This is a genomic window from Methanosphaerula palustris E1-9c (genome assembly GCF_000021965.1).
Taxonomy (GTDB): domain Archaea; phylum Halobacteriota; class Methanomicrobia; order Methanomicrobiales; family Methanospirillaceae; genus Methanosphaerula; species Methanosphaerula palustris.
This window is the reverse complement of the sequence record NC_011832.1, coordinates 636626-660765: the sequence shown is the minus strand read 5'-3', so window position 1 is coordinate 660765 and position 24140 is coordinate 636626. Positions and strand designations below refer to the sequence as shown.

The window sequence follows — 24140 nt, the reverse complement described above, 5'->3', positions numbered from 1 at the left end:
TTCAGGTCTCCGCCCCTCTCCCCCAATATACTTATACCCCCTGCCTCTCCAAGAACCGACTGGGATTCCCGGTTGAAGAACGACCAGAGAATGGAGTTGATAGGAGAGCATGACAGAAGAGAACGACGCGAAAGGAAGTAAGCACTATGACCTCATGGTGATCGGAACAGGGGAGGCCGGACCGACCATAGCCCGCCGATGCCGACGGGAGGGCTGGTCGGTGGCCATCACCGATGAACGCTCGTACGGGGGGACCTGCGGACAGAGAGGTTGTGTTCCGAAGAAAGTGCTGAATGGCGTGGCTGAGACCGTCGACCGGGCCCGGCGGCTGAAAGGAGACGGGATTGGTGGCGAGTGTCATATCGAGTGGGCGGACCTGATCCAGTTCAAACGCAGGTTTACCGGGCCCGTCGAAGCAAGGCGCACTGCGACTCTTGCGAAGGATGGCATCGTCTGCCTTCATGGCCAGGCCCGGTTCACTGGCAGGAATGAACTCAAGGTCGGGGACGAACGTGTCACCGCACGGTTTATCGGCATCGCCACCGGCGCCGTCCCCCTAAAACTCTCCATCCCGGGAGAGGAACTGGTAGCCACGAGCGACGATTTTCTTGCAATGGAATCGTTGCCAAAACGAATCCTCTTCATCGGCGGAGGGCTCATCTCCTTTGAGTTCGGGTTCATCGCCGCGGCCGCCGGGGCCAGCGTGACCATCCTCCACCGGAGTGAACGACTCCTTAAGGGGTTCGACCCGTTCCTGGTGGGCCTCCTGGTCGAGTCCTGCCGGGAGATGGGGATCTGCATCGAGACGGATATGCCGGTCTCGGCCGTGGAGCAGGCCGGCGGACACCTTCGTGTTCTGAGCAGGGACCGGATCTTCGAGGCTGACATGATTGTGCACGGAGCCGGGCGGGTGCCAAACACCGCCGGTCTCGACCTCGCCCGCGGGGGGGTTACGACCGATAGAAAGGGAATCGTGGTGAATCCATATCTCCAGAGTGTTTCCAATCCGTCGGTATACGTCGCCGGAGACGCGAATCCCCGGGGAAGACCCCTCTCTCCAGTGGCGAGCCGCGATGGAAAGAGCGTCGCCGAGAATATCCTCCATGGAAACACGGTTGTGCCAGACTACTCGGCCGTGCCGACCGCGGTCTTCACCGCCCCGGTGCTTGCGGCAGTCGGCCTCGGGGAGGAGGAGGCGACCATGCGTGACATTCCGGTCACCGTCTACAGGGCCGATACCCGGGACTGGTATACCACCCGGAGGCTCGAACTCGGCCGATCAGGGTATACGGTGCTGACCGACAGCCCGAAAGGCAGGATCCTCGGGGCTCATCTTCTGGGATACAATGCCGACGAGATGATCAACGTCTTTGCCCTGGCGATTCGGAGAGGATTGACGCTCGCCGATCTGCAGGAGATGGACTGGGCGTATCCAACGGCAATCCACGACATCAACCGGATCCGATAAGCCGGCAGAGATTATCGGTATATTCCTGGGGGATCGTGATCTCGAACCGTGCTCCCTTCCCCAGTTCACCGACTTCATGGATCGTCATACCAGTGATTTCGAGGATCTCCCGTGATGTGGCAAAACCAAGCCCGGTGTTCTTCCCATACCCCGGTCGAAGATCGGTTCCTTCTCGTTCACAGAGATACCGTTGCCATCGTCTTCGCAGACCACCAAATCCCGAAAAGACGCCCTGGGGCATCGTCACCAGCCTGGCCGCCCTTGGGGATGAACTCGGGTGGCGGGGGCTCCTTGTCCCTGATATGTCGAAGTTCATGATCTTCACCCGGGTCGGTCTGATTAGCGGAGCGATTTTTGCCCTCTGGCATTATCCCCTGATCCTCAGGGAGTTCGGCTGGGCTGCACTCGCCGTCACAGTCCCGCTCGCCCGGATCTGCTGGCATTACCGCGGATCTCTTCCTGGTGCATCATAGACCAATATTTTTTTTCCCTCAGGTGATTCATATTTCTCATGATCGAACCGGCCGACACGAGGAAGGTGACTGGGAAGGTTTTTTGGCTAAGAATGCCGGTTACCGCCCTTATCGTACTTCTTCTTGTAACGCTTCTCTGTGTACCGACACAGGCTGTCCTTCTCTCTGCAGGGAACAGTACCGTACCTCCAGTTGGCAGCCCGCTGAGTGCTGCGGCCTATGAGAAGATGGGAATGGCCCTGATGGCAGAGGAGAACTGGAGCCGGCTGATTGCAACCACCGATGCAGGGCTGGCCCTGTATCCCGACGACCCCGAACTGTACTGCCTGAAGGGATACGCACTCCGCAAAACCGGCCATTATGCCGAAGCTGCCGATAATGTCTCTCATGCTATACCGCTGGACCCACGGCCGGTCAGGTATGCAAACCGGGGATATGCCCTGCTCGCGCTGGGGCACTACGATGACGCTCTGAAGGATGCGAATGCCGCACTCTCCCTCAACGGGTCCTATCCCCCGGCGCTTGGGATCAGATCATTCGCCCTGCTCCATACCGGCAACCTGACCGGGGCTTTACAGGCAGTCGACGCCGCCAGGTTGCTTGACCCGGAGAACCCCCTGTACTGGCATCTGAAAGGGAAAGTACTGGCAGCTTCAGGGAATTGTTCAGGTGCGGCCGATGCGTTCAGGCAGTCCATTGCGATCAATCCGGATTATACCCTCCCCTGGCCGGAGTTTGGGAACGCCACGACCGACCTTGAGAACCTCAACACACCCTGTACACCGCCCAGCCTGATGACGGCGTAGGACAGGTAAGAGCCCGACAGGGTTCTCCCCGTCCCCGGTTTCCCGGAGCACCCGATCAGATCGTTCCATCTGTACTGAAGAACGGAGTATTCGACCGGACATAAACATTTGTGATCCACAATGTATATATTTGTACAGTTCGAGTATACTGTATGCAGACTAAGATCCTTCTCGATGAGGAGCAGATTCCCAAGCAATGGTATAACGTCCAGGCAGACCTGCCGTCCCCCCTGGACCCGCCGCTGAACCCCAGGACCCAGAAGCCGATCGTCCCTGAGGATCTCTCAGCCATCTTCCCGATGGAACTGATCCGGCAGGAGGTCACCACCGATCGGTATGTCGACATCCCTGAGGAGGTGCGGGACGTTTTCAGGCTCTGGAGGCCGACCCCCCTGTACCGGGCCCACCGGCTGGAGAAGTTCCTGAAGACACCGGCGAAGATCTACTACAAGTGGGAAGGGGTCAGCCCGGCAGGAAGCCACAAGGTGAACACCGCGGTTCCGCAGGCCTACTACAATATGAAGGCTGGGGTCGAGCGGATCGCATCCGAGACCGGAGCAGGACAGTGGGGATCCTCCATCGCCTTCGCGACGATGCTCTACGACATGGACTGCACCATCTACATGGTCAGGTCGAGCTATGAACAGAAGCCGTACCGGAAGTCGATGATGCGTGTCTGGGGTGCCGAGTGCATCCCCAGCCCGAGCACCAGGACAGAATCCGGCCGGACCGTCCTTAAGAAGGATCCCGATACCCCCGGCAGCCTGGGGATCGCCATCTCCGAGGCGGTCGAGGACGCGGTCAACCATGAGAAGACCAACTACGCGCTCGGTTCGGTGCTGAACCATGTCTGTCTCCACCAGACCGTGATCGGACTCGAGTGCCGCGAGCAGCTGGCGATGGTCGACGACTACCCCGACGTCGTGATCGGGTGCGTCGGCGGGGGGACCAACTTCGCCGGGATCTCGTTCCCGTTCGCAGGGGACAAACTGACCGGTAAGCATCCGGACATCGATATCATCGGTGTCGAGCCGGCCTCCTGTCCGACCCTGACCAGGGGACTGTACACCTACGACCTCGCAGACGAAGCCGGGTATACCCCGCTGCTGAAGATGTTCACCCTCGGGCATGACTTCGTGCCCCCGTCCATGCACGCCGGCGGCCTCCGGTACCACGGGGACTCGCCGATCGTCTCAAGGCTGGTGCACGACGGCGTGATGCGGGCCGTAGCCTACCACCAGAGCGAGGTCTTCGACGCAGCCCAGACCTTCGCCCGCACCGAAGGGATCATCGTCGCCCCCGAGACCTCCCACGCCGTAAAAGGGGCCATCGACGAGGCGCTGAAGTGCAGACAGACCGGGGAATCCAAGACGATCCTCTTCAACTGCTCGGGCCACGGCAACTTCGACATGTCGGCGTATGACGCCTACTCTGCAGGCACCCTGGTGGACTACGAGTACCCGGACGCCCTGATCAAGGAAGCGCTGGACCGGATTCCAAAGATCGCCTGATCGCCAGAGGGACCATGCGCAGGATCGGCTTTCTCATCAACCCCGTCGCCGGGATGGGCGGGGCCGTTGGGCTGAAGGGGACCGACGGCCAGGTGGAGGAGGCACGGAGGCGGGGTGCCGTGCCCCAGGCAGAGAGACGAGCCCGGATCCCCCTGGATATCCTGGCCGGGAACCCGGACCTCCTCTTCTTCACCGCTTCAGGGGAGATGGGGGAGTCTCTCCTCGCCAAGGCCGGCATCACACAGTTCCAAGTGGTGCACCACTACAGAGGGGAGAGCGCCGCAGAGGATACGAGAATGGCAGTCCGCCGGTTTCTGGAGGAGGGCGTGGACCTGATCCTCTTCTGCGGGGGAGACGGCACGGCCCGGGAGATCTTCGATGTCGCCGGGCGGGAGGTCCCGATCCTCGGGATACCGGCAGGGGTGAAGATGTACTCCGCCCTCTTCGCCATCGACCCGGCCACGGCAGCGGAGATCATCGATAGCCCAACGCAGTACACCCTCCGCGATGCCGAGGTGATGGATGTCGACGAGGAGGCCTACCGGAGGGGCGACCTCCAGACCCGGCTCTATGGAGTGGCCCGGACGCCGGCCCTCCCCAACCTGACCCAGGTCAGCAAACAGGTCTTCGAAGAGGGGGATGAGGAACGGGCAAAGAAGGAGATCGCCCGGTTCATCGGGGAGGTGATCCTCCCGGACACCGTCTACATCCTCGGTGCCGGGACGACGACCGAAGCGATCGCCAGCCACATCGGCGTGAAGAAGACGCTGCTGGGTGTGGACGTGGTGAAGAACGGATCGGTCATCGCCGTGGATGCAGACGAGAAGACCCTCGTCGACCTGCTCGAAACCGAAGACGACGCACGGATCGTCATCAGTCCGATCGGAGCCCAGGGGTTCATCCTCGGACGGGGGAACCAGCAGATCAGTCCGCGGGTCGTAGAGCGGGTGGGGGTGAACCATATCATCATCGTGGCCACGCCGCACAAACTCCGCGAGACTCCCATGCTGTACGTTGACTCAGGGGACCCGGCCCTCGACCGGTCATTCGGCCCGTCGGTCCAGGTCATCTCCGGCTACCGGATCGCCCAGCGGAAACGGATCTACCAGCCAGGGCAGGGATGATCGCGCTTCAAAGATCATCTCCAACCTGCCAGAAGTGTTCCACTGCAACAACTGCCACAATAAGAGATACTATATTGAGAATTCCCTGAAGTACATGGTGATGTCAACGAACAAGAGGATCGCCTGGATCGTTATCGCGTTCTGCCTGGCCGTTGCGGCGTCTCCTGTCTCGCTCTTCTGCATTTCATCAGGAGTTCTCCGTCTCCCGTGCTCGACCGGGAGTATGAGTTCTCCCATGGGCTCGTGCGAAGGGTTCGCTGATTCTGCCCAGGCCAAATCTACCTCAGACCGTCCCTGTCCGATGCCAAATCCCTGTACCGCAGTCGGTGACCCGAGGGAGACCTTCAGAGGTCCTCGTGGAACAGAGGAGGAACGTCTCTCCGGCCAGCGCCGGATCTATCGAAAAAATCTCCTCGAACACCCCATGCGGGCGGCGATCTACACGACGATCGTATCGAACCCCGGAATCGACCTCGCAGCGATCTCCCAGATGGTCGTAATGAACCGACAGACACTCAGGTACCATCTCGACCTGCTGGAGTCCTTCCATAAGATAACCGTCATGCGAGAGCGGGGGACGACCCGGTACTTCGAAAACAGTGGACGGTATGGGGCTATCGAACAGCGTCTCCTCCTCCATATCAGGAGCCCGACGGCAGGCACGATCCTTGCCCTCATTCGATCGAACCCCGGGATCACGCAGTCGATGATCGCCGCACAGATCGAATGCTCGGCCCCAACCGTCCGCTGGCATATGCATCGTCTCCTCGACGACGGAATCGTGACGGCGGAGCACCGGGGGAGAAACACCCTGTACCGCCTGACCGATGACGGGAGTGCGGCGATGCATCAGGTTGCCGCAACCCCCTGCACCGTGACCTGAAAGGATCATCGCTGATCCCTTCCAGACCACCCATTTTTTAGAGATACTGTCCGCATTCGCTCTTCTTCTCCACTCGTTCTTCTTCCGCTTGATTCCAAACGATCTGCACGGTCCCCTCATCGTTACTTCTGGCCAGATCAGACCCGGAACAGAAAGGTGCACCGTGGCATGGAATCGGGAGAGGATCCGGTGAGAACACGTTATACCGACTGTGCCGACTTCTCATCACAATTGTGATTCAATCCCTGCCCCCGAAGGTGCGAGAAGAACACGCCGTCGGTGCAGACAGGGATCACGTTTCACAAGATGTACAAATTCCCCTGACGGTTCATAGGCTCACCTCAGTCACGAGCACGGGGACCAGGCAGGGCTTTGGAGAACAACAGCATGGAAACGACTCTCAAGGTTTATGGGATGCACTGCGCGAGCTGTGCGATGTTGATTGAAGACGCGATAAGTGAAATACCGGGTGCACAGGTGCTCTCGGTCGACCATGTGAGCGGAACAGTGGTTGTCACTCACGATTCGGAGGCGACGCTTGAGGCGATTGGACAGGCAATCCAGAGCGAAGGGTTCACCCTCTGAACCCGTTCCAGAGAGCCGGACCGGGCAGGATCGGGCCGATGGCGTGATCGTCTCCGACCTCACGCTCCACGGCATGCACTGCGAGTCCTGTGCGAGGATAATCGAGCGGACGGTCTCACGACATGCGGGAGCACGAGTCACATCAGTCGACATGGCGAACAATCGATTGATCATCGAGAGCAGGAGGGGTCATCTCGAAGAAATACGCGATGAACTTCGTGGGAAGGGTTATCAGTTGCTTCTTCCCGGCGAGAGGGCAGCGGAAGGCTTCGAGGCCGGCTCGTTCCGTCGTGGAATCGATGTCCTGAAGAAGGTGATCTTCAATGCCCGGGGTTTCGAGGTAGAACACACACTCTTTCGGTATGCCCTCGGAGCGATCGCCCTTGTGCTCGTAGTACAGGCAGTGCTCTTCGGTGTACTCTTCAAAAACACTCCTGGATACCTGAATACCTACTGGAGCGTCATGCTCCTCACCACGGTCTCGGTCGTGGCATTCCTCTTCGCCTATTACCATTCGAATGCATTTCGGAAGAGTTCGTCGTGCATGACCGGCATGATGACCGGCATGACCTTCGGAATGGCCGGAGGGTTTCTGATCGGTGCGTTCGTAGGTGCGACGAACGGAATGTTCCTCGGGAGCATCATTGGAATGGGAGCCGGGATGAGTCTCGGTTATGTCACAGGACGGTCGTGCGGGGTCATGGGCGTGATGGAGGGGATGATGGGCGGTCTGATGGCCGGCACGATGGGAGCGATGCTCTCGGCCATGCTGATCTACGATCGGCTCGTCCCGTTCCTCTTCATTCTGGTAGGGACCGAGGGTGTCATCCTGGTAGCGTTCAGTTACATGCTGTACAAGGAGTTCGGGAACATGACAAAGCAGGATCTCAGGGTGAGCGGGATGGAGTTCGCCGTCCTGGCGCTCGCGCTCAACCTTGCCCTGACCGTTGTGTATGTCTTCGGGCCGAAGACAGGCTACGTCCTCGGCGGATAGGTGAGACGATGATGAAGAAAGTTGAGATAAACATCGACGGTATGCACTGCGGGTCGTGCGCCACTCTGATCTCACGGGCGCTCACAAAAACGCCCGGGATTGTCACGGCCAACGTGAACTACGCGTCCCGAAAGGCGCGAGTGGAGTTCGACGAGTCGCTGCTCGACGAGCAGAGACTCATCGACCTGATCGTGTCGAAAGGGTATGGAGCGAAGATAGGAGTCGACCCCGACACCGAACGGCTCGTTCGGGAGAAGGAGATCTCGGATCTGAAGATCTCCCTGATCTTCAGTGCCCTGTTTGCTGTTCCCGCACTCCTGCTCGGGATGGTCTTCATGGACGTGCCGTACCGGGTGCTCCTGCTCTTCCTGCTGGCGACCCCGGTTCAGTTCGTGGTGGGAAAAAACTTCTACCTTGGAGCCTGGAGCGCACTCAAGAACCGGATCGGGACCATGGATACGCTCATCACCGTCGGGACGAGCGCAGCGTACTTCTACAGTGTCGCTGCGATGTTCGGACTGGTCACCGAGCAGTACTTCGAGACCGCGGCCGTCCTGATCACGCTGGTGGTCCTCGGGAAGTATCTCGAGGCGGTGACCAAGGGGAGAACGAGCGATGCGATCCGGAAGCTGATGGGGCTCACGCCAAAGGTCGCGACCATCGTGCGGGAAGGGCGCGAGATCGAGATCCCGATCGAAGAGGTGATGGTGGGCGATCTCCTGCTGGTGAAACCCGGCGAAAGGGTTCCGGTCGACGGAACCGTTGTCGAGGGCGGATCGGCCGTCGACGAGAGCATGATCACCGGGGAGAGCATTCCGGTCGAGAAGACCGTGGGGTCGACGGTCATCGGCGGGACGATCAACAAGAACGGGATGATCCGGTTCGAGGCGACCAGGGTCGGAACGGATACGGTCCTCTCGCAGATTGTCCGGCTCGTCGAGGATGCACAGGGGAGCAAGGCCGATATCCAGCGGTTCGCGGACCGGATCAGCGGTATATTCGTCCCGGCTGTGATCGGAATCTCCGTGCTCACCTTCGTCGCGTGGTACTTCGTCTTCGGTATGTCGTTTCCGTTCGCCCTCATGGTGGCCGTGGCCGTGCTCGTGGTCGCCTGCCCGTGCGCACTCGGTCTTGCGACACCGACGTCGATCATGGTCGGCACCGGGGTTGGTGCACAGAAGGGCATTCTGATCAAGAGTGCCGAGAGCCTTGAGATGATGCACGCAGTGAACGCGGTCGTCTTCGATAAGACAGGGACCATCACCGAGGGCAAACCCCGGGTGACGAACTTCCTCACCGAATCTGAGGACGAGGTCCCGACCCTGATCGGGTATGCGTATGCGGTCGAACGGAACTCCGAGCACCCGCTTGCCGACGCCGTCACTGAGTACGGACGGGAGCGGGGCGTAAATCCCGGGGACGTCTCAGAATTTCGGGCCATACCCGGCTTCGGCGTGGCCGCGACCGTCGACGGCAGATCGGTCTACCTCGGAAAACCCGAACCGGGCGTCCTCGGCGCTGATATGGAGACTAAGGTCAGCCGTCTCCAGAGCGAGGGAAAGACGGCGATGATCCTGAAGGTCGACAACGTTCCCCGTGCGGTCATCGGTGTCGCAGACACCATCAAGGCGACGAGCGCCAGGGCGGTCGAGGATCTGAAACGCCTGGGGATCGAGACCTGGATGATCACCGGGGACAACGAGAAGACCGCCCGAGCGATCGCCCGTATTGCCGGTATCGAGAACGTCTTTGCCGGGGTTCTTCCCCAGGACAAGGCCGAATATGTGAAACGACTCCAGGAGAAGGGACTCAAGGTCGTGATGGTCGGCGACGGCATCAATGATGCTCCCGCCCTTGCGCAGGCAGACATCGGGATCGCGATGGGTTCGGGAACAGACGTGGCGATGGAGGCCGGCTCCGTGGTCCTGATGCGTTCCGACCCGCTTGATGTGCCACAGGCGATACGGCTTGGGAGGGCAACGATCAAAAAAATTCGACAGAATATGGCTTGGGCTCTGATGTACAACATCATTGGAATTCCAATCGCTGCAGGGATCCTGTATCCATCATACGGCATTCTGCTCTCACCCATCATCGCAGGCGGCGCTATGGCGCTCTCCAGTGTATCGGTCGTGACGAACGCGCTCACCCTCAGGTGGGTCAAACTCCAGGTGACACCATGAAGATAGGTCTATGGTTCAGGGAGAACAGGGGCGCATTTGCGTTCGCAGCGGTGATCATGATCCTCGGATCCTTCGGGTATTTCGCACTCGGGGCCCCGGCCGGCATGGGTGGCGGCACGGCAAACGGCACGATGTCGAAGATAACCGGCATGACGCCGGCACCGGTCGATCCGTCGGTCTTCGACGGGATCACGTACAAGATTGCATTCACCCCGGACGGCACGCCCAAGGTCTTCGCCCATGCAAAGAGCAACGCGCTCGCAAACCTGAGCGTGGCAGAAGGCGAGAGGATCCCCGATGGAAACTCCATGATCCTCGGGTATACCGAAGGTGAGATGATGAAAGAAGAGAAGTTGTTCGCGAAACCCGGAGACGCCCTGACGAATTTCTTCGGATTGGACAGGATTGAGATCGGCGGAACTTTCAACCGCACCGGAACATTCGTCGACGACCTGCACTTCCTGAGCACGCACGACTATGGCAATCTTACGGGCGAGGAGGGACGGGTCTACTCGAAACTGACGCCAGAAAAGGTGCCGAAGCTCTTCTACACCCTCGGAGTGAACGAGACCGTGCCCACGAAGTTCGTGCTCGCGGAGGGCAACATGAGCGGCTATTCGGTACACGATCTCGGGGGAGTAGATTTTTATCCGATTGTCCTCGGCGCGAACGAGGCAAAGATGATGCGTGAAGAGGGGTTGTTCGGGACAGTCGGGGACGAAATACGGGGTTTCTTCGGAAAGAATGTGGTCGTGGTCGGAGTGCTCGAAACGACGAACTCGAGTTTCGATATGATGCACGTTGTACCGTTGAATGAAACCCAGCTTGGATAAGGAGGAGATAACGAAAATGAATTCAACAACGAAAGCAGCGATTGGGATCATCATTGTAGCAGTCATTGCGATACATATCCTGCATTGCGGAGGTATCGCGACAGGAAGTGTTCAGAACACTCCGACAACCGGTGCAGCGGCTCTGCAACAATCAGGATCTCCAAATCCAACCGGAGTGATTGGCGGAAATACATCTAATTCCACGGACGGAGGAACGGAGACCGGACAGACCAAGACCATCAAATTGAGTTACGATGGTTCCCAGTATTCACCGGCCGAGATCCGTGTGAAGCAGGGAACAAAGGTTCGTATCGAAGGGGATCCCACAACTCTCCAGGGATGCATGCTCGTGGTCAACATCGATACGTATGGTATCAGCAAGGCGATCAGATCTGGTGATAACGTGATCGAGTTCACCGCAGACAGGGTTGGGACCTTTCCCATTCACTGCAACATGGGTATCGGCAACGGCAAACTCATCGTCGAGAGCAGTTAGAGATGGGGTGATATCTCACCCCTTCCCTTCCCCCGCACCGAAGGGATCATCGTCGCCCCCAAGACCTCCCATGCAGTGAAGGGGGCCATCGATGAGGCGCTGAAGTGCAGAATTACCGGGGAGTCCAAGACGATCCTCTTCTGCCGGGGGACGGCACGGCCCGGGAGATCTTCGTTGTCGCCGGCCGGGAGATTCCGATCCTCGGGATACCGGCAGGGGTGAAGATGTACTCCGCCCTCTTCGCCATCGACCCGGCCACGGCAGCGGAGATCATCGATAGCCCAACGCAGTACACCCTCCGCGATGCCGAGGTGATGGATGTCGACGAGGAGGCCTACCGGATCGCCCAGCGGAAACAGATCTACCAGCCAGGTGTTCCCTGATCTTTTCAGGATCTCTATTCCCAACCGATGACACCAACCTATTTCAGTTCCCTCGGCCAGATCCCAAGCAGAGCATGATGACATGAGATCTGGACAGGGACTACATACCAGAGTGAGGAGAGACACCGAAGGAACAGCCATATTCATCGGCGAACAGATGATCCGGAAGGAACGATATAAACAGGGGAAGGCACTGCGTGCAAATGTCCCGCTCGCAGAACACGCCAAATGGGAGGTATCGGCCGAACGGCATGACATCCTTGGGATTCTTGCGAAATCGAATCTCTCCAGGCTTGCGAACCTTGTCCCAATCAGGTACGAACGGATGCTGAAGACGCCGTTTACATTTTTGAGGGGTTCAGCGGCTGTGATGGCTTATGATCTCTCGCAGACACCGAACTCAGGGATCACAGTCCAGTGTTGTGGCGACTGCCACCTCGCCAACTTCGGCCTCTTCGCAACCCCCGAGCGGAACCTGATCTTCGATCTCAATGACTTCGATGAGACCCACCCTGCCCCCTTCGAATGGGATGTGAAACGGCTTGCGGCCAGTTTTTACGTGGCAGCCAGGGGAAACGGGTGTACCCAGAAGAAGTGTGAGTCCGTGGTCAGGACGATGGTCAGAGCCTATCGCGAGGCGATGATCGAGTTCAGCAGTATGCCGCTTCTGGCGGTCTGGTACACCGAACTGAAGATCGATGACCTGATCGCAACCGCCCCGGACAGGGCGACGAGACATGAAGACGAAATCATTGCTCTCAAAGCCAGAAAAAGGATCGCCGAACATCTCTTTCCAAAGATCACGGAGGTGGTCGACGGACGACGACGGATCATCGATCAACCACCGTTGATCTACCATCCACCGTCTGAACTGAGGGCTGAGGAGACATTTATCGAAGGATTCGAGCAGTATAGAGAGACACTCACCTATGATCGGCAGTGCCTGCTGGCCCGGTACCAGGTCGACGATTTCGTGATGAAGGTGGTTGGGGTGGGGTCGGTCGGGACCAGATGCGGAGTGATCCTGCTCTCCTCAGAAGGCGAGCCACTCCTGCTCCAGATCAAAGAGGCCCAGCCCTCGGTCCTCGAACCCTACACCGCCCCCAGCGAGTTCATAAACCAGGGGGAACGGGTCGTGCAGGGGCAGCGGCTCCTCCAGGCAGCGAGCGACATCTTCCTCGGCTGGACGACAACCCCAAAAGGGGATCTGAACTATTACGTCCGGCAACTGCGGGACATGAAATATGCATTCACGATCGAGGGGTTCACCCCGGCAGCCTTCGCGACGTATGCCACGATCTGTGGCAAGACCCTGGCCCGGGCCCATGCGAAGGCAGGGGATGCAGCCCTGATCAGCGGATACCTGGGAAAGACCGATCAATTCGATACGGCGATCACCGCGTTTGCAGCGGCATACTCCAGACAGACCGACCTCGATCATCAGACCCTCGTGGTGGCCGAGCAGACAGGAGCGATCACGGCCAGCCACGATCCCTGATTGGATGACCACCTGCCCTCCCCATTCTGAATCACCCCAGTTTTGAAAGAATGAACGACGTGATAAAACCGAGGACCGTCACCAGGCCGGTCAGGTTATGGGTCTTTGAGAACGCCTCGGGGATCATGGTATCGACGAGCATCGCGAGGATACCCCCTGCCGCGAGAGCCAGCACCGCGGCAATGATATTCGGGCTGAAATGACTGAAGATCGAGTACCCAGCCAGCGACGAGAGGCCTGAACAGACAGCGATACCGCCCCACATCAGAAAGACCCGTGCCGCGTGCCATCCACGGGCCTTCAGGCCGACAGAACTGGAGAGCCCCTCGGGAATGTTAGAGAGGAAGATGGCGATGACCGTCGCCGTACTGACTGTCCCTCCCCCAATCATCGTCAACCCGATGGCGATCGACTCGGGGATCCCATCGATCACAGAACCCACGGCGATGGCAGCACCGTTACTCTCTAATTCGTCTCCAGGGGGCAGCCCCGACCGCTTTCGATGTCTGGCCCCGTTTCGGGCCAGCAGAATATTTGCCACGGTGAAGATCAGGGCGCCGGCGATGAAGCCCGTGATCACCGGGCCGATGCCTCCCAGGGAATAGGCGTCGTCGAGCAGTTCAAAGGAGATGGCAGAGAGGAGGACGCCGGCACCGAAAGCCATGACCAGGGCGACGATTCGCTGCGGAATCTTCAGATAATAGCCAGTTGCCGCCCCGATCAGAAGGGCTGAGCCCGCCACCGATCCCCAGAGCCCGGCCATCACCCAGAGTGGAACCATGATATCATCCACAAGATCGGGGAGCTCTGAAGAGATCCACGTCTATCTTCAGTAGAATAGTGTCCTGGGCATAAGAGTGTTCGGTGACGGACCGGGTTCAAAGCGATCGGCCCCCGCGATGGAACGATCGACCAGTTCCAGGGGGTCCAAATTTCTTAAAAAATGAGGGAGTATCAGACCAGCGGATCCGGCTGCTGATCCCCAAGTGACGGAAGTTTCGTGGTTTTGATCAGCACTTGCTCGGTGCCCTGGTGAAGTTTTTCGATGATGAGATCTTTTGCTTTCGATGTCAGGACAAAGATCGGGATTGCGACGCCGGCCTGCATGAGAGCGTGCCTGCCGATGATCTCCCGGACCGTTTTTGAGGCGCATGAGGTCATCAGGTCCGCCGAGGCGGCGAACGTCTCTGCCTCATCGGGGGTCAACCCGGTGACATGGACGCCGAAGATGATCGTATCGGGATAGAGATTCCGGATCGTTTTTGCGTCATTTGGCAGCGTAACCGTCACGGCTACCTTTTTATATCCCAATTCAAGGGCCCGTTTGACGCCGGCGGTCTGGTTCAGGCGAGCGTGGGCCTTATCGATCACAACCCCGCCGTTCTCCTCGATCCGGTGAATTACCTCAGGATAGGGGGTCGTGGAAACGAGCCCGGACATTCTTCCGCCGATCCCCTGCACGAGGGCGGGTGTTGTCACGATGACGGTTCCGGCGCCATCGCAGGCGAGGACAACCGCATCGATCAGGCCGGTGTGAAGCCCGAAACTCAGGATCTCGGATGCCCCGAATCCGACAAACTCCCGGGTATCGAGCACGTCCCGTTGTGGCGTACACATTCCCCAGGTCCGAATGCGGTATTCGATGTTTGCCTTCACGGCGTCTTTATTAATTGTTGGAACAGGAAGGGCGAACCGTTTTGCAAGAGGACACGTTGTTATCCGTGCCTCACCGACCTCGACCACTTCTCCTCCCCGTATGACGATCCGGCTTCTTCCGATCGCCTCTATGACATGTTCATCGTGTTCTGCTGTCATAAGATGCCTGCTCTTAATCATATCTGCTTCCCGGTTTAAGGAACATAAACATTCCGGCAAAAGAGGTGGCAGATCTTTTTTGAGGATTGAGATAGACTGATGGATCGATCGCCTGCAGAGGGAGCTCGCTAACCGGTAACAGGAGAGCCGTTAACGGTGTTTCTGAGGACAGGTCATTGCTGCAAGAATGCCGGTTGTATGAATGATATTTTTCACTACCAGGTATTACAAAAACAGGGAATTGACGACAAAATTTGCCGGAGCGTCAAGTGATATGAACGAACCCATACCCAAGTACCTGCTATGAACTGCATCAACGATGAACCAGGCCACCATAAGAACCGTTCTGCTCGGTGGACCTGGATTGAGATCGGATTGATGGTTCTCTACTGGGTCGCGATCGGTGTGAGCATCGCCATCGCACTGGTGGATCTGAAGATAAAATTCTAAACAGGCCCACGCTGAAAAGAACATTATTCTTCTCCGCCAGAACCGGATCCGGTCGATGTTTGGATTCGCACCGATGTCGACACCTCGATCTCCACATCGTCCGGGTGATCGAGATCGCCGTGTTTCATTGTTTCGATACCAATCTTCGTTTCAATCTTCTTCTGGTAGGTCTCCAGGTCATCGAAGGGGGCATTCACCTGGCAGGCCGGACAGGAGGATTGCGTGTCCCGCAGTTCCTGCATCCGCTCTTCAATCAGATCATCGTGAAGAGGCACGCCACGTTTCGTTTCAGATCGTATGTCTGTCATATGTCGTCAATCCCAATATTCCCGGTTCTGAATCACATTCACCTATCTCATCCTGAAGAAGACCCGTCAACACCATGAAGTGATTCACGGAATCCCTGCAAGGGCGTACTCGAGATCTGCAATGAGATCCTGTGGATCCTCAAGACCGACCGAGAGCCGGAAGATTCCATCACCTGCAAACTCCCGGTACGACTGTTCCTGTGCCGGCGTCATCCGGAAGGAAGTCCTGAGCATCTCGTCGGTGGAGAGGTAGAAGACGAGGCTCCGCACATGACCGAGCGAGACCGCGTAATGGATGATCGAAAGCCGGTCGGCGATGATCGTTGCGGCCTTTGCTCCGTCTGCGACTTGGAATGTCAGCATTCCGGAGAAATTCTCGAGCTGCCGGCTGGCCAGCGCATGCTGGGGATGCGAAGCAAGACCCGGATAGATGACCCGGGTCACCTTCGGATGATCTTCGAGGAACTGTGCAACGATCAGGGCTCCCTCTTCATGGGCCTTCATCCGGAGGGGAAGGGTAGACGCACCCCGCTGGATCAGCCAGGCATTGAACGGACTCAGGATCCCGCCGGTCCGGATCGCGATCCCCTTCTTGATGCCGGCCATGTCCATCTTATTCCCAAGGACCGCACCGCCGATGGCGTCACCATGGCCGCAGACATATTTGGTCAGGGAATGGATCACATAATCCGCTCCAAGGGCGAGCGGGTGGATACCCAGGGGGGAAGCGAAGGTGGCATCCACGGCGAACTTCGATCCGTTCTCCCGTGCGATGGCTGCGATGGCTTCAACATCGGTCAGGCGGATGATCGGGTTCGCCGGAGTCTCTGCATAGATGAGCCGGGTATTCGGGCGGAGCGCATTCCGGACATTCTCCGGGTCAGACATGTCGACCTTGGTGACCGATATACCCAGACGTGGGATCAGTTCGTCCGTCATCTCTGCAGTTGCTGCATAGGAGACGTCACTGATGACGAGATGATCCCCTGCAGAGAGGTTGTACAGGAGCAGGGCCGTGATGGCGGCCATGCCGCTTCCAAAAGCCACGGCCGCCTCCGCCCCCTCGAGGACGGCGAGTTTCTGTTCGAGCTGGTCGACGGTCGGATTCTTCCAGCGGGTGTACAGGTACGGGGTCTCATCGCCGAAGTCTTCAGCAGAGAACGAAGCGCCGGCATCGGCAAGGAATGCAGTCGACATTACAATACCGGGGGCCGATGCCCGGGTCACAGGATCGGGGGTCTCCCCCGCATGGATCGCATCGGTCATCAGTCCCCGACGGGGAGCAGTTTTTTCAGTCATGGTGTCATTTCCGGATAATGTACTGGAAACACCAGCCGTGGAAGTCCCGAGGCAGGTACCGACAGGGGCTGGTGCATGGAGACTGACGGGGTGACCCGAGAGTGATTCTAATTATTACATCTCTGTTGAGCGGGAGAGGGAATAGTTCCGCATCTCCGGGCAATTGTTGCCGCATTCGGTCCGGGGATTCCAGGCGCCCAGGGCAGGCACATTCACCCATGGCCGTTTGGGAAGAGACAGCCAGACCCAGAAGGTACGAGAGCACGATCCCTTCCTGCAGAGTATACCACTCTCAACAATACAAACCTGCGATGTCGAAGAACAATGATCACCACATCATCAAAAAATCTGTATACCTGTATACTAACTATAGAAGTGATCGCATGGAAGCGAACGAATATTCAATAAATGCCAGATACTGGGGGGCAATTTCCCAGAACCTGGATGAATTTGTCTGCCCGAGTCCGGTCAATATTCCGGAGTGGGCTTCAGGGACCGCCCGGTGGCTGGGTGAAGGCGCATCCGTCCTGGAGATCGGTCCCGGACGGGGCGACCTCGCGTTTAGAACCCTCTCGGAGAGATCAACCATTAGAGACTATCATCTAGCTGATGTATCCCCTGACATTCTCGCCTATGTTTTAGCCCGACTGGAACCAGTGAAAGGATCGACAACCGTCACCACACTCCAGGCCGACCTGAATAGACCTGACGCTCTCCATACACTCCCTCCTGCATCGATCGACAGGATCATCCTCCTCAATGTCTTCGGTTATCTCGACCCGGACACCGCCCTTGAGCAGTTCAGAACTGCGCTGCGACCCGGAGGGTTCCTCCGTTTTACAGTCGGAGACTTTGAATTCTTCAGCCATTCGGGAGACTATGATGCCGGCCTGAATCGGCAGCTGGTGACGAAAAAGAGAAGACAGATCGGGACTGAGGTCCAGCCGGCAGGGTTCACAACAAACGAAAATGGGGAACAGGTTCCCGTCTTCGGGTACCGGAGGGGATACTCCCGCGAGGAGATAACCGGGATGCTCGCCAGTCACGGTTTTGCGGATATCGATATCCAGACCGTCGTCATTCCCCTTGAACTCTGGCAGCGGTTCCGATCGGGCAAATCGGCATCTCCCCAGCAGCAGAGTCTTGAGAACAGATGGAGTGGACGCCCCATCTGGGACGTCATTGCCCGGAGGGAAGCATAATGGAGATTTTATCAGGGATTCATCAGGTGGACGGGGTGAACGCGAACTGTTACATCGTCGCACGGGAGTCCCTGACGATCATCGATACCGGCATGCCGGGCAGCGGTGCGAAGATCATCGAGTACATCACAAAAGATCTCGGGAGAGATCCATCTGAGATCAGTTCCATCATCCTGACCCATGCCCACATGGACCATGTCGGCGGGGTCATGAAACTCAAACAGGCAGCCCCCAGGGCAAAGGTCGCTGTTCATTCGGCGGAAGCGGAATATTTCAGGGGAAAAATTCCGATCCCGCCACCCAGAGGAATGATCGGACTTCTGACGCGTATCATGAATCTGGTTATAAAACAGAATTTTTTCGAGCCAGATATCCTTCTTACAGATGGCGACCGGATCGATGGACTGGTCTCTGTCCATATTCCAGGCCACACCCCAGGAAGCCTGGGTCTGCTCGATGAGGCAACCCGGACCTTTTGGGGAGGAGATATCCTCCGGTATGACGGGAAAATACTATCAGAAGGTCCGAAAAATTTCACCCAGGACATCGACCAGGAACAGAAATCTATCCGGAGGATCGCCACCCTTGATTTCGACATTCTCCTCCCTGGCCATGGAATCCCCCTCAGGACAGGGGCAGGGGATACGGTCCGCGAGTTTGCAGAAACATTACCCCGGTAAAGGGGCAGATCGCACCAGGTGTACGCGGACTCCGGAATCCCAGGGCCTCACCAGCCCCATCAAGCCTTCTTCCGGATGAAGGTCCCCTCCCGGTATTCTTTAAACGCCTGGCGGAGTTCCTCGGCCGTGTTCATGACGATCGGCCCCTGCCAGGCCACCGGTTCATGGATCGGTCGCCCGGAGAGGAGGAGGAACCGCATCCCCATCTCACCGGACCGGGCCCCCACCGAGGCACCATCACCAAACCGGACCAGGTCGCGATTCTTCACCAGGTCTCCCCGCCTGGTCCCGAACATTCCTCCTCCACCGATGATGTAGGCGAAGACAGTGTACCCCTCCTTCACCGGGTGAGAGAAGATGACCTCCGGACCCAGCGAGACATCGAGATACTCGGGGTCGGCGACGATCCCCCGCACAGGTCCGATGACGCCGGCCACCGATCCGGCGATCACCCGGACCGTGACCCCTTCGGCCGGGGAGACGACCGGCACCTGGTCGCTGATGATCTCCTGGTACCGCGGGTCCATCATCTTCTCTGACCGGGGCAGGTTCACCCAGAGCTGGAACCCACCCATACGTCCGTTCACCGGCCGGGGCATCTCCGAATGGACGATACCGGAGCCTGCGGTCATCCACTGGAGATCCCCGGCATTGATATTGCCGGCGTTCCCCATGCTGTCCCGGTGCGCCATGATCCCCTCGAGCATGTAGGTGACCGTCTCCATCCCCCGATGCGGGTGGGTGGGGAAACCGGGCAGGTACTCCTCAGGCCGGTCTCCCCGGAAGTCGTCGAGCATCAAAAACGGATCGAACTCGGCACTGCCGAAGGCCCGGTGCAGGTGAACCCCTGCACCCTCGATCGTCGGAGTCGCCGTTCGGACGTCTTCCACTGCACGGACCTGTGTCGTCATGCACGGAACTGGGTCTGCATGTTTTTGAATCTATGGGTCAGAGGAGATCGAGAAACACCCAGTAGACCGCCATCTGCAGGAGGGTCAGGGGTACACCCACGCGGGCAAACTCGGCGAAGGTCAGGGTCTCCCCCTGCTTCTCGGCGTTCTGGACGATGATCACATTGCTGGCAGCCCCGAGGATGGTGAGGTTGCCGGCCAGGGTGCTGCCGGCCGCGAGGGCCATCAACTGGGCGGGTGTCCCGCCGGCCTGCAGGACCATCGGCAGGAAGAGAGCGACGAACGGCACGTTGGAGATGAACTGACTGAAGAGGACGCTGGTGGCGAGGAGGGCCGGCACCGTGGTGAGGCCGCCGGCCGAAACGAACTGCTGGAAGAAGCCCGTCCGCCAGACGCTCTCCATAAGCACGAACATGGCGGCGAAGAAGACGAGTGTCGGCCAGTCGATCGTCCTGATGACCTCGAATCGCCGCGGGGAGAGGAGGATTATCGGGAGGGCGGCGGCGAGGGCGATCAGCGGAAGCGGGACGGTCATCCCGCCGCCCATCGTCGAGGCCGCGATATTCACCCCGGCGAGGAGGACGATGATAACGATCGAGGACTTCGCGAGCAAGGCCAGGTGCCGATCGAAGGCGGGGGGGTCACCGGCGGGAGTCGGGAGGCAGGCCGGCCTGTCGACGGATTTGCCGGGTTGGAACTCTCTGCGGTATGCGAGCCGGAGGACCAGGTAGGCGAGCAGGAGGCCGATCAGGGTCGGGACGAGCAGGTAGGTGCCGAAGGTAATGAACGGGGAGGGGATCCCGCCGTTCACCGCGACGAGCAGGTTCTGGGGGTTGCCGACCGGGCTGGCCAGGCTGCCGGTGGTGATCGCCACCGCGAGGGTCAGCAGCAGCAGTTTCGGGGAGATCCGGGTGCGGGAGGCGATCCCGAGGACCAGGGGGGTGCCGATGATCGCGAGCGTGTCGTTCATCAGCAGGGCGGAGAGGAGGCCGGCACCGAAGAGGACCGCAAGGACGACCTGGTCGGGGGTCTTCGTATGGCAAAAAATCCGGTCTCCGACGGTGAAGAGGTACCCGCTGGCGACGAAGGCCTCACCGACGATGAACATCCCGAAGAGGAAGAGCATCACGTCGGGGTCGACGGCCCCCAGGGCATCGATAGGGGCGATCTGGCCGGTGACGAGGACGGCAACAGCTCCCCCGAGCATGACCTGCCAGATCTTCAGGTTGAGCCGGCCGACCTGCCGGACGGCGATCAGCAGGAAGACGGCGGCCAGGACCACGACGGAGAAATACGTGGATCAGTGTTCGAGGTGCCGGGGGATGAGCGTTGGGATCGGGGGGCTGTCAAGAAATTTCAGGAAAGTAAGGGGTTCCAGGTCTTCCCCAGGTACTGGAGTTATGTCCCCTTCTCGCAATCCGAGAGCTCGTTGCCAGGAAAATTACGGTACCAACCCTGAGGATCGGAGTGCAGGAATGCAGGTCGGAAGTAACTGTGGTACAGGGTATAGAGTACAGTTTTTAAAAGACCGGACCGCCTGAACAGGTATCCTGGACGCAGGTAAAACCGCAGATATGCCTCCTTGAGCTTGCGGGAGATCTTCCGCGAAGTCAGCCCGTACGCTTCGTATCGAATAATGGGCTCAAGTACAGTGTAGCGGTCCCAATCTTCAGTGGCTAGGAGGTTGTTCTTCTTCAATTCCTGAAATATCGGGGTTCCCGGGTACGGGGTGAGAATGGTGAACTGTGCATAATCGGGGTCGAGACGGATCGCAAACCTGATTGTTGCATTCATATCCTCATACGTTTCCCCAGGATACCCGATAATGAACGAGGTGAGTACGCTGATACCGCAGTCTTTTGCAATCCTGACCGCATCCTCAGCCATGGATAACGTGATTCGCTTGTTCATCAACTTCAGGGTGCGCAAAGAACCCGATTCGACACCATAATATATTGTAGAGAGACCGGCCTTTTTTAATTCCATCAACAGATCGCGATTGACCGCGTTCACCCGGGAAGAGGCGACGAAGGAGATATCAAGTCCCCTCGATCGAATTTCATGGGCGATATCGATGGCCCGGGAACGATTGAGCATAAAATTGTCATCAAGAAACTCAATGGTGTCCACATGGTAGGTTGAAACGAGTTCCTCCACCTCGTCAACCACATTTTTTGGAGACCGCGCCCGAAACATCCCACCCATCAGGTGCGAGGAGGAGCAGTAATTGGAGGCAAACGTGCAGCCACGGCTGGTGATCATATATCCGATTGTTGCATCCTTGTCAAACAGTTTGTATTCGTTGAATGGGACCAGATGACGGGCGGGAAACGGCAATGCATCCAGATTCTGAATCAATTCTCTTGCCGGTGTGACGACGATCCGTTCCCTATCTCCGTCATTACGCCTGTACGCAATCCCCCGAACCGTTTCCGGCCAGTGAGGGTCGGTCATGGAGAATGACGTGACCAGATCAACGACTGTCTCCTCACCTTCTCCGATGACGACGGCATTGAGTTCGCGGCATTCGGCAAGGGTCTCAGAGGGGAGGAAGGTAACATGCGGGCCACCTATGAAAATAAAACACTCAGGTACCGCATCACGAATTTTCCTGACGTACTGGAACGCCTTTGAGATCGTTGCTGTTGTAGCCGTCAGACCGACCAGGTCAGGATGCAGCCGTGCTACGATCTCTGTTATCTTCTCCGGGGGGGCATTGAGGAGATTCGCGTCAACGATACTGGGGGAGAATCCTGCCTGTTCAACCGCACCGGCAAGATACATAAGATTCAGAGGCGGTGCTTTGAGGCCGAGGCCTGTTGTTGTAATGGACGAATCGAGGGGGTTGACAAAGACGACCCGGGTCATGCGCTCATCTCCGATAAATAATGTTCATTTACCGGTCGTTCGTTCCGATTCCAGTGAAGATCAGACGACCTGCTCCAAGGATAATTCAATTCCAGGAGATCATTTACACTCCCGTGATCAGGGGAATATCCCATCGTCATGCACCCACGTACGGATCCATAATCCCACACCCTGCAACCTTGCCGGCCAGTCGGTGTCTCCCACACGGTGGCGACATTCGGTCCCTGCTTTCATTATCTGTTGCGATACAGCGAAGGCAAGGTACGCAAGATCTGATCTTCAATTCACCTTTCGAATGCTGCCATAGCCCGGGTTCTCTCATCCAGGACTCCTCAAACCCACCGGGCCATCCCGGTGAAATGGGGATCAGGGATACTGGCCTTTCGACAGGAGTGTGTAGTTGTAATATTATTTCCATAAACTTCCCCTAAAATCCCGGATTGAGAGAGAAAACTATTGATAATTTCAAGGGTCCATCTGGGTTTTTTTGTTCAATTAGAATGGGATTTTATTTATAAACACGCTATACCAATCAGAACATAGTATCACATTCGGTACATACTATCATTGAGTTGAGTGAGCCTGAACGGAGATATCCTGTAATAAGAAACAATGACGATGAATCATCTGGGGAGAAGCGGCCCTTAACATGATTGAGGGCAAAAAAAGGTATTGATAATCCATGCACTGAGTACCTGGACGTTGCGGTACAGCGAGATCGCACATCGGATTACCACTATCACCAGGAGTGTGCTTGTCAGGCAACTGTGGGAACCGGAGAAAACGGGTTGGTGACAAGAACAGTCTACCCTAGAGTCCCCAAAAAAGTGGAATACGCACTTACCCTCTCAGGAAAGAGGCTGGTGTACTTAAACTTCTGAGCCTGTGGAGCGCCACATATCTCAGCCAGAAGGCCGCGCGAGAAGCCAACCCCTGCCAATCGCCAGGAGAGATGAGGTTCTGATGGCACTGCGGGACGATCTCGATATCATGCGTGCCAATTTGATACAATCCTGGAGTGCGAGGAGAAGAAACTGCCGGGTCCCCAGGAAAAAATCACTTGGGGATCCTGTCTTTAACCAGGACTGTCACCAGTCATCAGATATCTCTGCTCAGACAGATGTCGAAATTTTGACGCCTAGTTGATCTCCGGAAGAATGTGGGATGTATTTCCACAAGGTAGAGGAATGATGAGCCGCCGAAGAACTGCGTTGCCGGTGATGGCCGCCACCATGACCGGGTCCGAGGGTGAGATTTCCGGCTGGTGCACCATTCCGGTGCGGCGCTCGATCTGATATACCCAGATCATCGCCTCCCTGGGATGGATAAAGGGCCGGACCCTTCCGGCACCGTTGGTGTCAACACAGTTC

General features: G+C 57.8%; 24 protein-coding genes and 1 pseudogene. 17 read left to right on the top strand and 8 right to left on the bottom strand.

Annotation, left to right across the window (positions count from 1 at the left end; translation table 11 throughout):
- The first annotated feature begins 109 nt into the window (after window positions 1–109).
- Window positions 110–1468 carry a dihydrolipoyl dehydrogenase family protein gene (locus MPAL_RS03350; protein ID WP_012617353.1) on the top strand — a complete coding sequence of 453 codons (1359 nt, stop codon included), beginning with the start codon at window positions 110–112 and terminating at the stop codon, window positions 1466–1468.
- On the opposite strand, the gene MPAL_RS16795 is transcribed toward MPAL_RS03350, so the two are convergent.
- On the bottom strand, window positions 1452–1784 hold the full coding sequence (locus tag MPAL_RS16795; RefSeq protein WP_236610418.1) for an ATP-binding protein: 333 nt from the start codon (window positions 1782–1784) through the stop codon (window positions 1452–1454). The two genes, MPAL_RS03350 and MPAL_RS16795, sit on opposite strands and share 17 nt — an antisense overlap.
- On the opposite strand from MPAL_RS16795, the gene MPAL_RS16790 reads away from it, so the two are divergent.
- The 12 genes from MPAL_RS16790 (at window position 1708) to MPAL_RS03290 (ending at window position 13237) form a co-directional block, all read left to right on the top strand.
- Window positions 1708–1941, top strand: a complete 234-nt coding sequence (locus MPAL_RS16790) for a CPBP family intramembrane glutamic endopeptidase (RefSeq protein ID WP_330217453.1) — start codon at window positions 1708–1710, stop codon at window positions 1939–1941. The genes MPAL_RS16795 and MPAL_RS16790 overlap by 77 nt on opposite strands.
- Before the next feature lie 92 nt (window positions 1942–2033).
- Complete coding sequence (locus MPAL_RS03340) at window positions 2034–2747, top strand: tetratricopeptide repeat protein (protein ID WP_158303616.1); 714 nt, start codon at window positions 2034–2036, stop codon at window positions 2745–2747.
- Window positions 2748–2899: 152 nt separating this feature from the next.
- Complete coding sequence (locus tag MPAL_RS03335; protein WP_012617350.1) at window positions 2900–4258, top strand: TrpB-like pyridoxal phosphate-dependent enzyme; 1359 nt, start codon at window positions 2900–2902, stop codon at window positions 4256–4258.
- Window positions 4259–4272: 14 nt separating this feature from the next.
- A complete protein-coding gene (locus MPAL_RS03330; protein ID WP_012617349.1) occupies window positions 4273–5382 on the top strand; it encodes an ATP-NAD kinase family protein in 1110 nt (369 codons plus the stop codon).
- A 100-nt stretch (window positions 5383–5482) separates the two neighbouring features.
- Window positions 5483–6265 (top strand): winged helix-turn-helix transcriptional regulator, encoded by a 783-nt coding sequence (locus MPAL_RS03325; RefSeq protein WP_158303615.1) that lies wholly within the window; start codon window positions 5483–5485, stop codon window positions 6263–6265.
- A 387-nt stretch (window positions 6266–6652) separates the two neighbouring features.
- Window positions 6653–6850, top strand: a complete 198-nt coding sequence (locus tag MPAL_RS03320) for a heavy-metal-associated domain-containing protein (RefSeq protein ID WP_012617347.1) — start codon at window positions 6653–6655, stop codon at window positions 6848–6850.
- Complete coding sequence (locus tag MPAL_RS14165) at window positions 6813–7844, top strand: cation transporter (RefSeq protein WP_148208114.1); 1032 nt, start codon at window positions 6813–6815, stop codon at window positions 7842–7844. The genes MPAL_RS03320 and MPAL_RS14165 overlap by 38 nt, the downstream gene beginning before the upstream one ends.
- 8 nt (window positions 7845–7852) lie before the next feature.
- Complete coding sequence (locus MPAL_RS03310) at window positions 7853–10027, top strand: heavy metal translocating P-type ATPase (RefSeq protein ID WP_012617345.1); 2175 nt, start codon at window positions 7853–7855, stop codon at window positions 10025–10027.
- Complete coding sequence (locus MPAL_RS03305; RefSeq protein ID WP_012617344.1) at window positions 10024–10860, top strand: hypothetical protein; 837 nt, start codon at window positions 10024–10026, stop codon at window positions 10858–10860. Before MPAL_RS03310 ends, MPAL_RS03305 begins: the two co-directional genes overlap by 4 nt.
- A 16-nt stretch (window positions 10861–10876) precedes the next feature.
- Window positions 10877–11356, top strand: coding sequence for a cupredoxin domain-containing protein (locus MPAL_RS03300; protein ID WP_012617343.1), 480 nt, complete (start codon window positions 10877–10879; stop codon window positions 11354–11356).
- Window positions 11357–11460: 104 nt separating this feature from the next.
- Window positions 11461–11739, top strand: coding sequence for an NAD(+)/NADH kinase (locus MPAL_RS03295; RefSeq protein WP_048145128.1), 279 nt, complete (start codon window positions 11461–11463; stop codon window positions 11737–11739).
- 82 nt (window positions 11740–11821) lie between these two features.
- The gene (locus MPAL_RS03290; RefSeq protein ID WP_012617342.1) at window positions 11822–13237 is read left to right on the top strand and encodes a DUF2252 domain-containing protein; all 1416 of its coding nucleotides are present in this window, start codon (window positions 11822–11824) and stop codon (window positions 13235–13237) included.
- A 31-nt stretch (window positions 13238–13268) separates the two neighbouring features.
- Here MPAL_RS03290 and MPAL_RS03285 read toward each other — a convergent pair whose 3' ends face one another.
- Both MPAL_RS03285 and MPAL_RS03280 read right to left on the bottom strand, forming a co-directional pair.
- Window positions 13269–14018, bottom strand: a complete 750-nt coding sequence (locus MPAL_RS03285; protein ID WP_012617341.1) for a ZIP family metal transporter — start codon at window positions 14016–14018, stop codon at window positions 13269–13271.
- Window positions 14019–14191: 173 nt separating this feature from the next.
- A complete protein-coding gene (locus MPAL_RS03280; protein ID WP_012617340.1) occupies window positions 14192–15052 on the bottom strand; it encodes a methanogenesis marker 8 protein in 861 nt (286 codons plus the stop codon).
- A gap of 303 nt (window positions 15053–15355) precedes the next feature.
- Here MPAL_RS03280 and MPAL_RS16110 point away from each other — a divergent pair, with 303 nt between their 5' ends.
- Window positions 15356–15502 (top strand): hypothetical protein, encoded by a 147-nt coding sequence (locus tag MPAL_RS16110; protein WP_012617339.1) that lies wholly within the window; start codon window positions 15356–15358, stop codon window positions 15500–15502.
- A gap of 23 nt (window positions 15503–15525) precedes the next feature.
- On the opposite strand, the gene MPAL_RS03275 is transcribed toward MPAL_RS16110, so the two are convergent.
- The gene (locus MPAL_RS03275; protein ID WP_012617338.1) at window positions 15526–15810 is read right to left on the bottom strand and encodes a hypothetical protein; all 285 of its coding nucleotides are present in this window, start codon (window positions 15808–15810) and stop codon (window positions 15526–15528) included.
- A gap of 84 nt (window positions 15811–15894) precedes the next feature.
- Window positions 15895–17109 (bottom strand): trans-sulfuration enzyme family protein, encoded by a 1215-nt coding sequence (locus MPAL_RS03270; RefSeq protein ID WP_012617337.1) that lies wholly within the window; start codon window positions 17107–17109, stop codon window positions 15895–15897.
- Between the two features lie 383 nt (window positions 17110–17492).
- Here MPAL_RS03270 and MPAL_RS03265 point away from each other — a divergent pair, with 383 nt between their 5' ends.
- Window positions 17493–18311 (top strand): class I SAM-dependent methyltransferase, encoded by an 819-nt coding sequence (locus MPAL_RS03265; protein WP_158303614.1) that lies wholly within the window; start codon window positions 17493–17495, stop codon window positions 18309–18311.
- Window positions 18311–18991, top strand: a complete 681-nt coding sequence (locus MPAL_RS03260) for an MBL fold metallo-hydrolase (protein ID WP_012617335.1) — start codon at window positions 18311–18313, stop codon at window positions 18989–18991. Before MPAL_RS03265 ends, MPAL_RS03260 begins: the two co-directional genes overlap by 1 nt.
- A gap of 59 nt (window positions 18992–19050) precedes the next feature.
- On the opposite strand, the gene MPAL_RS03255 is transcribed toward MPAL_RS03260, so the two are convergent.
- From MPAL_RS03255 to MPAL_RS03245, 3 genes are all read right to left on the bottom strand, one after another.
- Window positions 19051–19902: a pirin family protein gene (locus MPAL_RS03255; protein WP_012617334.1), complete on the bottom strand. Its 852-nt coding sequence runs from the start codon at window positions 19900–19902 to the stop codon at window positions 19051–19053.
- 37 nt (window positions 19903–19939) lie between these two features.
- A complete protein-coding gene (locus MPAL_RS03250) occupies window positions 19940–21184 on the bottom strand; it encodes an SLC13 family permease (RefSeq protein WP_012617333.1) in 1245 nt (414 codons plus the stop codon).
- A 116-nt stretch (window positions 21185–21300) separates the two neighbouring features.
- The gene (locus tag MPAL_RS03245; protein ID WP_012617332.1) at window positions 21301–22770 is read right to left on the bottom strand and encodes a B12-binding domain-containing radical SAM protein; all 1470 of its coding nucleotides are present in this window, start codon (window positions 22768–22770) and stop codon (window positions 21301–21303) included.
- A gap of 672 nt (window positions 22771–23442) precedes the next feature.
- On the opposite strand from MPAL_RS03245, the pseudogene MPAL_RS17435 reads away from it, so the two are divergent.
- Window positions 23443–23651 (top strand): annotated as a pseudogene (locus MPAL_RS17435) (winged helix-turn-helix transcriptional regulator).
- The last annotated feature ends 489 nt before the right edge of the window (window positions 23652–24140 follow it).

What these genes read in the sequence shown, in the direction of transcription:
- MPAL_RS03320 (WP_012617347.1), top strand. Translation starts at nt 6,653, where the DNA reads ATGGAAACGACTCTCAAGGTTTATGGGATGCACTGCGCGAGCTGTGCG.
- MPAL_RS03305 (WP_012617344.1), top strand. Translation starts at nt 10,024, where the DNA reads ATGAAGATAGGTCTATGGTTCAGGGAGAACAGGGGCGCATTTGCGTTC.
- MPAL_RS03255 (WP_012617334.1), bottom strand. Translation starts at nt 19,902, where the DNA reads ATGACGACACAGGTCCGTGCAGTGGAAGACGTCCGAACGGCGACTCCG.
- MPAL_RS03285 (WP_012617341.1), bottom strand. Translation starts at nt 14,018, where the DNA reads ATGGTTCCACTCTGGGTGATGGCCGGGCTCTGGGGATCGGTGGCGGGC.
- MPAL_RS03325 (WP_158303615.1), top strand. Translation starts at nt 5,483, where the DNA reads ATGTCAACGAACAAGAGGATCGCCTGGATCGTTATCGCGTTCTGCCTG.
- MPAL_RS03290 (WP_012617342.1), top strand. Translation starts at nt 11,822, where the DNA reads ATGAGATCTGGACAGGGACTACATACCAGAGTGAGGAGAGACACCGAA.
- MPAL_RS03260 (WP_012617335.1), top strand. Translation starts at nt 18,311, where the DNA reads ATGGAGATTTTATCAGGGATTCATCAGGTGGACGGGGTGAACGCGAAC.
- MPAL_RS03330 (WP_012617349.1), top strand. Translation starts at nt 4,273, where the DNA reads ATGCGCAGGATCGGCTTTCTCATCAACCCCGTCGCCGGGATGGGCGGG.
- MPAL_RS16795 (WP_236610418.1), bottom strand. Translation starts at nt 1,784, where the DNA reads ATGAACTTCGACATATCAGGGACAAGGAGCCCCCGCCACCCGAGTTCA.
- MPAL_RS03335 (WP_012617350.1), top strand. Translation starts at nt 2,900, where the DNA reads ATGCAGACTAAGATCCTTCTCGATGAGGAGCAGATTCCCAAGCAATGG.
- MPAL_RS03245 (WP_012617332.1), bottom strand. Translation starts at nt 22,770, where the DNA reads ATGACCCGGGTCGTCTTTGTCAACCCCCTCGATTCGTCCATTACAACA.
- MPAL_RS03340 (WP_158303616.1), top strand. Translation starts at nt 2,034, where the DNA reads ATGCCGGTTACCGCCCTTATCGTACTTCTTCTTGTAACGCTTCTCTGT.
- MPAL_RS03280 (WP_012617340.1), bottom strand. Translation starts at nt 15,052, where the DNA reads ATGACAGCAGAACACGATGAACATGTCATAGAGGCGATCGGAAGAAGC.
- MPAL_RS03270 (WP_012617337.1), bottom strand. Translation starts at nt 17,109, where the DNA reads ATGACTGAAAAAACTGCTCCCCGTCGGGGACTGATGACCGATGCGATC.
- MPAL_RS03350 (WP_012617353.1), top strand. Translation starts at nt 110, where the DNA reads ATGACAGAAGAGAACGACGCGAAAGGAAGTAAGCACTATGACCTCATG.
- MPAL_RS16110 (WP_012617339.1), top strand. Translation starts at nt 15,356, where the DNA reads ATGAACTGCATCAACGATGAACCAGGCCACCATAAGAACCGTTCTGCT.
- MPAL_RS03265 (WP_158303614.1), top strand. Translation starts at nt 17,493, where the DNA reads ATGGAAGCGAACGAATATTCAATAAATGCCAGATACTGGGGGGCAATT.
- MPAL_RS03275 (WP_012617338.1), bottom strand. Translation starts at nt 15,810, where the DNA reads ATGACAGACATACGATCTGAAACGAAACGTGGCGTGCCTCTTCACGAT.
- MPAL_RS03300 (WP_012617343.1), top strand. Translation starts at nt 10,877, where the DNA reads ATGAATTCAACAACGAAAGCAGCGATTGGGATCATCATTGTAGCAGTC.
- MPAL_RS03310 (WP_012617345.1), top strand. Translation starts at nt 7,853, where the DNA reads ATGATGAAGAAAGTTGAGATAAACATCGACGGTATGCACTGCGGGTCG.